Origin of the sequence: Ectothiorhodospira mobilis (genome assembly GCF_016584115.1) — a bacterium.
In the GTDB taxonomy this organism is placed as follows: Bacteria; Pseudomonadota; Gammaproteobacteria; order Ectothiorhodospirales; family Ectothiorhodospiraceae; genus Ectothiorhodospira; species Ectothiorhodospira mobilis.
The window spans coordinates 24,830-35,327 of the sequence record NZ_NRSK01000025.1; the positions used below are offsets into that span (position 1 = coordinate 24,830).

A 10,498-nucleotide genomic window follows, 5' to 3' on the forward strand; every position below is an offset into this window, starting at 1 on the left:
TAGCCCAATCCGGGTTCGGCGTTGAGTGTAAAGACCAGCGCCAGCCCCAATTCATGGCCGAAGGGGGCGCAATGGTTGCTAGACTGGCCCCAGAACGAGAATCAGAAAAACACCAGGGGGACGCATGGGGAAACCAACATTCCAGTACCACCCGGTCCGTTACGCCAAGCACATGCGGCCGGCCTTCGAGATGACCGCCGACCAGTTCTATGGGCATAGCGGCGGCGACCGCGAAGAACTTGGTGGCCTGCTGGCAAGTACAGTTTTCGGGGAAGTAGCCCGCCGGCTGATTGAGGCTGACCCGCAACCCACCGTGCCGGCAGACCCGGACCAATGGGGGCAGCACCAGGAAATGACCTTCGGCGCGTACCAGTCCTACCTGGCCCACGGCGAAAACATCTTCCATATTCAGCCCGCCCTGGCTGACATGTTCACCAAGACCGACGTGGACCAGATAGCCGTCGACCAGTTGCGACTGCCCTTCGATGCGTTCTACCTGCACTTCGGCCAGGTAGATGGCTTACAGCTACCGAGCCGGGGCCGCTACATCGACGGCGCCTACGTGCAAGACGGGGAAGTCCTGATGATCTGTTTCACGGCTGCGGATCCAGGTTTGGACTATGCAGAGCCGTTGCCCGTCGCGCAGTTCATGGCCGCCGATGAACAACTGGAGTTTGTCTTGGGTGGCGAACCGGGAATGACTGTCGGCCAGTCCATCCAAGACGCCCAGCGGGACTTCAGTCGCGTGGATCACCTGCGGGAGGTCTACACCCAATGGGAGCCCGCCTTCCCGGCCGCGACGCGCCTTCTGATGAACGCGCTTTGCTACCTGGGCTCACCACACCGGGAGGTCAACGAACGATTCTCCGACGACACCCCAAAGACCATAGCCCGCAAGTACGCCAGCGCCACCAGCAGCAAACAAAGGGACCGCGTGCTGAGCAAGGCCAAGGCCCAAGGCTTCCGACGAATCCAGTTCCTTGGGGATTCCATCCAGGGTGCGGCGGCTGTTCGTGGCGGCGGCGAGGTTTCCCCGCACTGGAGGCGCGGACACTGGCGAAACCAGGCCCACGGCCCGGAGCGAAGGCAACACCGGCTGGTCTGGATTCAGCCCACCATCGTGAAGGGCGACCAGGGCGCCCCGGTGAAGGGAAAGCACCTGTACGAAGTGGACAGCAAGCCGGGCGAATGAGGGCCACCCGTCACCCCAGCCCCAACGAAAAAGCCCCGGGAGCCGAAGCCACCGGGGCGTTTCCTGTCGGGCCAGTAGGATGGGCCACGAGCATTTCAAGGCCGTCGATCACATGGGCGGACGGATACCCATCCTGATTCCAACCAAATGAGTCGCTTGAGTATCTGGCGGAGAGGGAGGGATTCGAACCCTCGGTACGCTTGCGCGTACAACGGTTTTCGAGACCGCCCCGTTCGACCGCTCCGGCACCTCTCCTGGGGTCTTGCTGTTCTTCCCCGTTGCAAGCCCGGTGGTGGGGGCGTGCCGTGATGGGCCATGCCTTGGCTGGGGAAGTCTGGCATTATAGACCAGAACCAGCATCGTTTTAAGCCCTTGAAACGCCGACGACCGCCTCCGACCGTAATCCAGCGCCTCGAGATCCTGGCCTTCTTCCTGGTGCTGGCGATCACGCTGATGTTCGTGCTCATCCGGCCCATGACCCACCTGGAGCGGGTGAAGCACCGGGGTGAACTGGTGGTGGCCACGCGCATCGGCACCACCACCTTCCAGCCCTCAGGGGAAGGGGGCAGCGGCTTCGAGCACGACCTGGTGAAGGCCTTCGCCAATCATCTGGGGGTGAAGGTGCGCTGGGTGGTTCCGGATCGCTTCGAGGCCATCCTCTCCCTGACGGGGAGCGGGCGGGTGGATCTGGCGGCTGCGGGCATCAGTGTCACCCGGGAGCGGCTGGGGCGGGTGCGTTTCGGGCCCCATTATCAACAGGTGACCGAGGAACTGGTCTACCGCAACGGGGCGTCACGGCCGGAGTCCGTCGAGGACCTGCGGGGCATGCGCATCGCGGTGGTGGCCGGCAGCAGCCATGAGGAGACATTGCGCCGATTGGCGCGGCAGCATCCCTGGCTGGACTGGAAGTCGGTACCGGACGTGAGCCCGGATGAACTGCTGCGCCGCGTGGCCGAAGGGAAATTGGAGTTGACCGTGGCCGATTCCAAGGAACTGGCCTCGGTGCGGCGGTTCTTCCCGGAGCTGCGGGTGGCCATGGAGCTCTCCGAGCCCCGCTTCATCGCCTGGGCCTTCCCCCCGGGCCGGGACACCTCCCTGCTGGAAGCGACGGAGCGCTTCTTCGAACGCCTGGCGGCCAACGGCCGCCTGCAGCAGATCCGGGAGCGCCACTTCGGCCACGTGGATGTACTGGACTATCCGGGGCTGCTCACCTTCATGCAGCGGGTGCGGGAACGTCTGCCGGAGTTGGAACCCCTGTTCCGGGAGGCCGGACGACACTATGGGGTGGACTGGCGCCTGCTGGCGGCCATCAGTTACCAGGAATCCCACTGGAATCCGGGGGCGGTCTCGCGCACGGGGGTACGCGGCCTGATGATGCTTACCCGGGCCACGGCGGGACAGGTGGGCATATCGGACCGCACCGATCCCCGCTCCTCGGTCATGGGGGGGACGGAATATTTCCTGAGCCTGCGCCGGCGCCTGCCGGAGGACATCCGCGAACCGGACCGCACCTGGATGGCCCTGGCGGCCTACAACGTGGGGCTGGGGCACCTGGAGGATGCAAGGCGCATCACCGAGGCCCAGGGCAAGGATCCGGATCGCTGGATCGACGTCATGGAACACCTGCCGCTGCTCAGCCAGCGCCAGTGGTATCAGGACACGCGCCACGGCTATGCCCGGGGCTGGGAGCCGGTGCAGTATGTGCAGAACATCCGCGGCTTTTATGACATCCTCAGCTGGTTCGCCCGCCCCGGCCGGGATGGAACCCCTGCCCGGCCGGGGCGGGAACGGGCCAAAGGGGCGGCCCTGCTGGAGATCCTGCCGCCGACCCTATGAACGGGCGCGGCGGGCACGGAAGAAGTCCCGCAGCAGGGAGCCGCAGTCCCCGGCCATAACCCCCCCCTGGACGGCGATGCGGTGGTTGTGGATGGGCAGATCGGTCAGGTCCACGCAGCCGCCCACGGCCCCGGTCTTGGGATCCCCGGCCCCGAAGACCAGGCGCCCCACCCGGGCGTGCACCATGGCGCCAAGGCACATGCCGCACGGCTCCAGGGTGACGTAGAGGGTGCTGCCGGGCAGGCGGTAGTTGCCCTCGGCGCGTCCGGCCGCCCGCAGGGCCAGGATCTCGGCGTGGGCGGTGGGATCGGCCAGGGCAATGGGGCGATTACGCCCCTCCCCCAGGATCCGCCCGTCGCGCACGATCACCGCACCCACGGGCACCTCCCCCTCGGCGGCGGACTGGCGGGCCCGTTCCAGCGCCCGGGCCATCCAATGCCGGTCATCGGCAGCGGTCGCCACCGACGGGTCCACGTGGCCCCCCCGGGGCTCGATGCTCAACGGATGTGCCCTCGTTGCGGGCCCGGTATGCCATACTGATTCCAGATCACCATGCCTTCAGCCCCGTGAAAAGAAATCTTCAACCCCGCGAGATCGTCGATACCTTCATCTCCGATCTGCGCGACGATCTGCGAAACAACGGGATCTATATCCCCACCCTGCCGGACATCTCCGTCCAGGCCCTGTTCACCATCAACCGCGAGGAAAGCTCCATCGATGAGGTCACCTCGCTGGTGGCCCGCGACACGGCCATGGCCACGCGCCTGGTGCGCTATGCCAACAGCCCCGCCTATCGCGGCTATGCCCGTTGTTCCACCATCAAATCGGCCGTCACCCGCCTGGGCCTGGAGAAGACCAAACACCTGATCCTCTCGCTGGCGATGAAGGATGTATTCAACACCGGCCACCGGGGCATCCGCAGCCGCATGGAGACCCTGTGGAACCACAGTGTGGAGGTGGCCCTGCTCAGCACCCTGCTGGCCCGCCCCCACCGCCACCTGGACCCGGAAGTGGCCCTGCTGGCGGGGCTGGTGCACGACGTGGGGGTGATCCCTATCCTCATCAAGGCCAAGGACATCGACGTCCTCGTGGAGAACGAAAAGCACCTGAACCTGATCACCGGCACGCTGCACATGACCGTGGGCCGGGCCGTGCTGCGGGCCTGGAACTTCGAGGAGCCCCTGGTGGCCGTGGCCGCCGAACACGAAAACCTGGACCGGGATCCGGGGGAAGGGGCCCCGGTGGACTACGTGGACATCGTGCAGGCGGCCAACATCGAGAGCTACCAGGCCACCCGCCACCGCCTCGCCAGCGTGGACCGCACCCGGGTGCCGGCCCTGCGCCGGCTGGGCTGCACCCCCGAGGACCCGACCCTGCACTGGGACGAGGACCAGGCCGCCCTGGAGCAGGTCAGCCGGGTCTTCGTGTAGCCGTCATTCCCACTCGATGGTGGCCGGCGGCTTGCCGGAGATGTCGTAGGTGACGCGGGAGATCCCCGGGATCTCGTTGATGATGCGCCGCGACACCCGGTCCAGGAATTCATAGGGCAGGTGTGCCCAGCGGGCGGTCATGAAGTCGATGGTCTCCACCGCGCGCAGGGCCACCACGTAGTCGTAGCGGCGGCCGTCCCCCATCACCCCCACCGACCGCACCGGCAGGAACACGGCGAAGGCCTGGGAGACCTGGTCGTAGAGACCGTCGCGGCGCAGTTCCTCGATGAAGATGTGATCGGCCCGGCGCAGCAGGTCGGCGTATTCCTTCTTCACCTCACCGAGGATGCGCACCCCCAGCCCCGGCCCGGGGAAGGGATGGCGGTAGACCATCTCCGAGGGCAGGCCCAGTTCCACCCCGATGCGCCGCACCTCGTCCTTGAACAGCTCCCGCAGGGGCTCCACCAGCCCCAGCTGCATGGTCTCCGGCAGGCCGCCCACGTTGTGGTGGGACTTGATGACATGGGCCTTGCCCGTGCTGGAGCCGGCGGACTCGATGACATCCGGATAGATGGTGCCCTGGGCCAGCCAGCGGGCGTTGGTGAGCCGTCCGGCCTCCTCGTCGAAGACCTCCACGAACAGGCGGCCGATGATGCGGCGCTTCTCCTCCGGATCGGTCACCCCCTCCAGGGCCTTCAGGAACCGGTCCTCGGCGTCCACGCGGATCACTCGTACCCCCATGTGCCGGGCGAAGGTGGCCATCACCTGGTCCCCTTCCTGGTGACGCAGCAGGCCGGTGTCCACGAACACGCAGGTGAGCTGATCGCCGATGGCCTTGTGCAGCAGGGCCCCCACCACGGAGGAGTCCACCCCCCCGGAGAGCCCCAGGACCACGTGATCCTCACCCACCTGCTGGCGCACCCGGGCGGTCATGTCCTCGATGATGTTGCCCGGGGTCCACAGGTGCTCGCAGCCGCAGATGTCGTGCACGAAACGGGACAGGATGCGCTGGCCCTGGGTGGTGTGGGTCACCTCCGGATGGAACTGCACGCCGTAGAAGGCCCGTTCCTCGTCGGCCATGCCGGCCACGGGGGCGGCGTCGGTGGAGGCCATGACACAAAAGCCCGGCGGCATCTCGCAGACACGGTCGCCGTGGGACATCCACACATCCAGCATACCCTCCCCCTCGGGGGTGGTGTGGTCCTCGATGTCCCGCAGCAGCCGGGTGTGGCCCCGGGCGCGCACCCGGGCGTAGCCGAACTCGCGGTGATCCGCCGCCTCCACGCGCCCGCCCAGCTGGGCGGCCATGGTCTGCATGCCGTAGCAGATCCCCAGCACGGGCACGCCCAGTTCGAAGAGGGTCTGGGCGGCCCCCGGCGGGTCGCTCTCGTTCACCGATTCGGGGCCGCCGGAGAGGATGATGCCGCTGGGGCAAAAGTCGCGAATGGCGGCCGCGTCCATGTCCCAGGGGTGGACCTCGGAATAGACCCCGCAATCCCGCACCCGGCGGGCGATGAGCTGGGTGTACTGGGAACCGAAGTCGATGATGAGGATGCGGTGGGCGTGGATGTCGGTGCTCATGGGTTCAGTCCATGCGGTAGTTGGGGGCTTCCTTGGTGATGGCCACGTCATGGACGTGACTCTCGCGCATGCCCGCGTTGGTCACCCGCACGAAGCCGGGACGCGTGCGCATCTCCTCGATGTTGCGGCAGCCCACATAGCCCATGGAGGAGCGCAGGCCGCCCACCAGCTGGTGGATGATGGCGACGATGCTGCCCTTGTAGGGCACCCGGCCCTCGATCCCCTCGGGCACCAGCTTGTCGGCCCGGTCGCTGTCCTCCTCCTGGAAGTAGCGGTCGGAGGAACCCTGCTGCATGGCCCCCAGGGAACCCATGCCCCGGTAGGACTTGTAGGAGCGCCCCTGGTAGAGCTCCACCTCGCCCGGGGCCTCCTCGGTGCCGGCGAAGAGGCTGCCCAGCATGACGGAATGGGCCCCGGCCGCCATGGCCTTGGCGAAATCCCCGGAGAAACGCACGCCGCCGTCGGCGATGAGCGGCACGCCGGTCCCCTCCAGGGCCTGGCGCACGTTGTCGATGGCGGTGATCTGGGGCACCCCCACACCGGCCACGATGCGCGTGGTGCAGATGGAACCGGGGCCGATGCCCACCTTCACCGCGTCCGCCCCGGCCTCCACCAGGGCCCGGGCCGCCTCACCGGTGGCGATGTTGCCGCCCACCACCTGCACCTCGGGGAAGTGCTTCTTCACCCAGGCCACCCGGTCCAGCACCCCCTGGGAATGGCCGTGGGCCGTGTCCACCACGATCACGTCCACCCCGGCCTCCGCCAGGGCGGCGCAGCGCTCCTCGGTGCCCTCGCCCACGCCCACGGCCGCGCCCACCCGCAGGCGGCCCTGGCTGTCCTTGGCGGCATTTGGAAAGTCGGTGGACTTCTGGATATCCTTGACCGTGATCATGCCCCGCAGCTGGAAGCGGTCGTTCACCACCAGCACCTTCTCGATGCGGTGCTCATGCAGCAGGGCCTGCACCTCCTCCCGGCTGGCCCCCTCCTGCACCGTGACGAGGCGCTCCCGGGGGGTCATGATCTGGGAGACGGGGGCGTCCATGCGGCTCTCGAAGCGCAGGTCGCGGCTGGTGACGATGCCCTCCAGATCCTCGCCGCGCACCACCGGCACGCCGGAGATGTCGTTGGCCCGGGTGATGGCCAGGACCTCGCGGATGCTGGTGTCGGGGGAGACGGTGATGGGATCGACGATGACCCCGCTCTCATACTTCTTGACCACCCGCACCTGATGCGCCTGGGCCTGGATGCTCATGTTCTTGTGCACGATGCCGATGCCCCCCTCCTGGGCGATGGCGATGGCCAGGCGGGCCTCGGTGACGGTATCCATGGCGGCGGACACCACGGGGATGTTCAGATCGATCTCCCGGGTGAAGCGGGTGCGCAGATCCACGTCCCGGGGCATCACGGCGGAGTGGGACGGCAGCAGCAGGACATCATCGAAGGTAAGGGCTTCCTGAACGATACGCATGATCAATCTCGGAGGGACGCGTTGGTTAATCTTCCAATTATAAAGAGGCGCCCCGGGGCGGTAAACCTGAGTAGTGCACTAAACGACCCCGGGGCGCGGCCGGGGGAGACCGGGCGATGAACGGCGACGACACGACCGCCGCCGGACGCGGGGTGTTCACCGTATCCCAGCTCAATGAGGCGGTGCGGGATCACCTGGAGGGGGGATTCCCCCTGGTGCGGGTGGAGGGGGAGCTGTCCAATCTGGCCCGACCCGCCTCGGGACACCTCTATTTCTCCCTCAAGGACGCCGATGCCCAGGTGCGCTGCGCCCTCTTCCGCAACCGCGCCCGGCTGCTGGGCTTTCGTCCGGACAACGGCATGCAGGTGCTGGCCCGGGCGCGGGTGAGCCTGTACGCACCCCGCGGGGACTACCAGCTCATCATCGAGCACCTGGAGGAGGCGGGGGACGGCGCCCTGCGCCGCGCCTTCGAGGCGCTGCGCCGCCGGCTGCAGGCCGAGGGGCTGTTCGACGCCGACAGCAAGCGCCCCCTGCCCCCCTTCCCGCGGCGGGTGGGGGTCATCACCTCCCCCACCGGGGCGGCCATCCGGGACATCCTCTCGGTGCTGCGCCGCCGCTGCCCCGCCCTGCCGGTGCTGGTGCACCCGGTGCCGGTGCAGGGCACGGAGGCGGCCCCGCGCATCGTCCGCGCCCTGGAGCAGGCCGGCCGGCGCGGGGACTGCGACGTGCTCATCCTGGCCCGGGGCGGGGGCTCCCTGGAGGATCTGTGGGCCTTCAACGAGGAGGCTGTGGCCCGGGCCATCCGCGCCTGTCCCGTGCCGGTGGTCACCGGGGTGGGCCACGAGACGGACGTGACCATCGCCGATTTTGCCGCCGACCTGCGCGCCGCCACCCCCTCCGCCGCCGCCGAGCTGGCAAGCCCCGACGGGGGCGCCCTGCTGCAGCGGGTGAACCGCCTGGAGGCCCTGCTGCAGATGCGCTTCCAGCGCCGCATGGAGGCCGGCCACCGGCGTCTGCTGGAGCTGGAGAGGCGACTGGGCCGGCAGCATCCGGAACGCCGCCTGCAGGAGCGGGGACAGCGCCTGGACGAACTGGAACAGCGATTGCACGGCGCCATGGGGCGCACCCTGCGCAGTCAGGGGGAACGTCTGCAGGGGCTGGGTCTGCGCCTGCTGCGGGCCTCGCCCCGATCACGCATCCAGGCCCTGGGGCAGCACCGCGATCACCTGTCCGGGCGTCTGCAGCGGGCCATGGACCTGCACCTGGAACGGCTGGGGCACCGCGTGGCGGTGCAGGCCCGCAGCCTTCATGCCGTCAGCCCCCTGGCCACCCTGGGGCGGGGCTACAGCATCCTCCTGACCCCGGCGGGCGAGGTGGTGCGCTCGGCCCGGCAGGCCCCGCCCGGCACCCGGCTGCAGGCCCGCCTGGCCCGGGGGCACCTGGACTGCCGCGTGGAGGGTGGCGGGGACGATCCGCAATGACCTCCCCTGCCAGGGGTCAGGCCTGGGCCGTCAGGGCCCGCAGCCAGTCCAGATCCACCATCCCGGATTCCGGGGCCGGACCGTGCAGGGCGCGGCAGGGGCGCTCCGGCGTCCCCAGCCGGTCCAGCACCGCCAGGGCCCCGTCCAGGGGGTCCCCGGCGGTGTAGGCATTCACCGTCACCAGGACGGGCATACCCGCCTCCCGTGCCGCCGTCAGGCCCTGGCGCGAATCCTCGATGGCCAGACACGCCCCGGGCGGCAGGCCCAGGTGTTCCAGGACGTAATGATAGATATCCGGGGCCGGCTTCTTGCGGGGCACCACATCCCCGGCGCCGATGACCCGGAACCAGTCCAGGGCCTCCCGCCCCAGGTTGGCCTCCAGCAGGGTCTCCACGTTGGCCGGCGAGGTGGTGGTGGCGATGGCCAGGGGCAGCCCCGCCTCCCGCGCCTGGCGCAGCACCCGCTCCACCCCCGGACGCAGGGGGATGCGGCCCCGCTCCAGCAGGGAGACGAAATGGGCCGTCTTGCGGGTGTGCATCTCCGCCACGAAACGCTCCAGATCCCCCGGCGGGGTGAAGTCCGGCCGGTGCAGGCGCAGGTAGTGGCGGATGCGCTCCTTGCCACCGGTCACCTCCAGCAGTTCACCGTAGAGGTCCTCGGGCCAGTGCCAGTCCAGGCCCATGTCGCGGAAGGCGGCGTTGAAGGCCTCCCGGTGTCCGTGCCGTTCGGTATCCGCCAGGGTCCCGTCCACATCCCAGATCAGGGCCTGCAGTGAAGCCATCGCGCCATTCCTCCGGTGATTCAAAGGGGTCTGCGGGGAGACTACTATCTTCCGCGCGGGAATCCGAGAGGCGGACCCCGGCGGGAACCCGCACCCCCAGGCAACGATGGGCGGGCGTAAGTTGCGCCCCGCCGGATTCTCTGGTATTTAGACTCGCCCTTTGGACAATCAGGAGTGGTCGAAGCCATGGCCCCCAGCAAGCAGACGCCGGAGAGCAGCGGCAAGCTGTCCCGGCCCGAAGACGGGATCCCCCCCTACCAGCCCGAGGAGGGGGAGGAGTACATGAACAAGGAACAGAGGGAGCACTTCCGCAGGATCCTCCAGGCCTGGAAGCAACAGCTCATGGAAGAGGTGGACCGTACCATGGGCCATATGAAGGAGGACGCCGCCAACTTCGCCGATCCCTCGGACCGGGCCAGCCAGGAGGAGGAATTCAGTCTGGAACTGCGCACCCGGGACCGGGAACGCAAGCTCATCCGCAAGATCGACGAGGCCCTGAACGACATCGACAACGGCGACTACGGTTACTGCGAGGCCTGCGGCGTGGAGATCGGCATCCGCCGTCTGGAGGCCCGGCCCACGGCGACGCTGTGCATCGACTGCAAGACCCTGCAGGAGATCAAGGAAAAGCAGATGGCCTGATGGCCCCCCTCCGGCCACGCCCCACCCACCCCCCACGGCGTCCCTTCGGCGCCCCGCGTCCCGGGGGCCAAGGGGGAACCTCAGCCC

The 10,498-nt window shown here is 68.4% G+C and carries 9 protein-coding genes and 1 tRNA gene; 5 read left to right on the top strand and 5 right to left on the bottom strand.

From position 1 onward, the window contains the following. Nucleotides 1-124 precede the first annotated feature (124 nt). Nucleotides 125-1,192, top strand: a complete 1,068-nt coding sequence (locus CKO33_RS10205; protein WP_200182139.1) for an AcrVA2 family anti-CRISPR protein — start codon at nt 125-127, stop codon at nt 1,190-1,192. Between the two features lie 165 nt (nt 1,193-1,357). Here the strand turns inward: CKO33_RS10205 and CKO33_RS10210 are convergent. Beyond that, nucleotides 1,358-1,447, bottom strand: a tRNA-Ser gene (locus CKO33_RS10210). A 117-nt stretch (nt 1,448-1,564) separates the two neighbouring features. Between CKO33_RS10210 and mltF the strand changes: the two genes are divergently transcribed. Further along, nucleotides 1,565-3,028, top strand: coding sequence for a membrane-bound lytic murein transglycosylase MltF (gene mltF, locus CKO33_RS10215; RefSeq protein WP_242472582.1), 1,464 nt, complete (start codon nt 1,565-1,567; stop codon nt 3,026-3,028). Here mltF and tadA read toward each other — a convergent pair. Next, a complete protein-coding gene (tadA, locus tag CKO33_RS10220) occupies nt 3,023-3,502 on the bottom strand; it encodes a tRNA adenosine(34) deaminase TadA (RefSeq protein ID WP_200182148.1) in 480 nt (159 codons plus the stop codon). The genes mltF and tadA overlap by 6 nt on opposite strands. Before the next feature lie 92 nt (nt 3,503-3,594). Between tadA and CKO33_RS10225 the strand changes: the two genes are divergently transcribed. Further along, the gene (locus CKO33_RS10225; RefSeq protein WP_200182142.1) at nt 3,595-4,458 is read left to right on the top strand and encodes an HDOD domain-containing protein; all 864 of its coding nucleotides are present in this window, start codon (nt 3,595-3,597) and stop codon (nt 4,456-4,458) included. A 3-nt stretch (nt 4,459-4,461) separates the two neighbouring features. On the opposite strand, the gene guaA is transcribed toward CKO33_RS10225, so the two are convergent. Together guaA and guaB are read right to left on the bottom strand one after the other, a co-directional pair. Next, nucleotides 4,462-6,039 (bottom strand): glutamine-hydrolyzing GMP synthase, encoded by a 1,578-nt coding sequence (gene guaA, locus CKO33_RS10230; RefSeq protein WP_200182143.1) that lies wholly within the window; start codon nt 6,037-6,039, stop codon nt 4,462-4,464. Nucleotides 6,040-6,043: 4 nt separating this feature from the next. Then, the gene (gene guaB / locus CKO33_RS10235; protein WP_200182144.1) at nt 6,044-7,507 is read right to left on the bottom strand and encodes an IMP dehydrogenase; all 1,464 of its coding nucleotides are present in this window, start codon (nt 7,505-7,507) and stop codon (nt 6,044-6,046) included. A 116-nt stretch (nt 7,508-7,623) separates the two neighbouring features. On the opposite strand from guaB, the gene xseA reads away from it, so the two are divergent. Further along, nucleotides 7,624-8,988, top strand: a complete 1,365-nt coding sequence (gene xseA, locus CKO33_RS10240; protein ID WP_200182145.1) for an exodeoxyribonuclease VII large subunit — start codon at nt 7,624-7,626, stop codon at nt 8,986-8,988. Between the two features lie 16 nt (nt 8,989-9,004). Here the strand turns inward: xseA and CKO33_RS10245 are convergent, their stop codons facing one another. Beyond that, the gene (locus tag CKO33_RS10245; protein WP_200182146.1) at nt 9,005-9,769 is read right to left on the bottom strand and encodes an HAD family hydrolase; all 765 of its coding nucleotides are present in this window, start codon (nt 9,767-9,769) and stop codon (nt 9,005-9,007) included. Between the two features lie 186 nt (nt 9,770-9,955). On the opposite strand from CKO33_RS10245, the gene dksA reads away from it, so the two are divergent. Next, a complete protein-coding gene (dksA, locus tag CKO33_RS10250) occupies nt 9,956-10,411 on the top strand; it encodes an RNA polymerase-binding protein DksA (RefSeq protein ID WP_200182147.1) in 456 nt (151 codons plus the stop codon). Nucleotides 10,412-10,498 lie beyond the last annotated feature (87 nt).

What these genes read in the sequence shown, in the direction of transcription:
- xseA (WP_200182145.1), top strand. Translation starts at nt 7,624, where the DNA reads ATGAACGGCGACGACACGACCGCCGCCGGACGCGGGGTGTTCACCGTA.
- CKO33_RS10245 (WP_200182146.1), bottom strand. Translation starts at nt 9,769, where the DNA reads ATGGCTTCACTGCAGGCCCTGATCTGGGATGTGGACGGGACCCTGGCG.
- guaB (WP_200182144.1), bottom strand. Translation starts at nt 7,507, where the DNA reads ATGCGTATCGTTCAGGAAGCCCTTACCTTCGATGATGTCCTGCTGCTG.
- CKO33_RS10205 (WP_200182139.1), top strand. Translation starts at nt 125, where the DNA reads ATGGGGAAACCAACATTCCAGTACCACCCGGTCCGTTACGCCAAGCAC.
- guaA (WP_200182143.1), bottom strand. Translation starts at nt 6,039, where the DNA reads ATGAGCACCGACATCCACGCCCACCGCATCCTCATCATCGACTTCGGT.
- dksA (WP_200182147.1), top strand. Translation starts at nt 9,956, where the DNA reads ATGGCCCCCAGCAAGCAGACGCCGGAGAGCAGCGGCAAGCTGTCCCGG.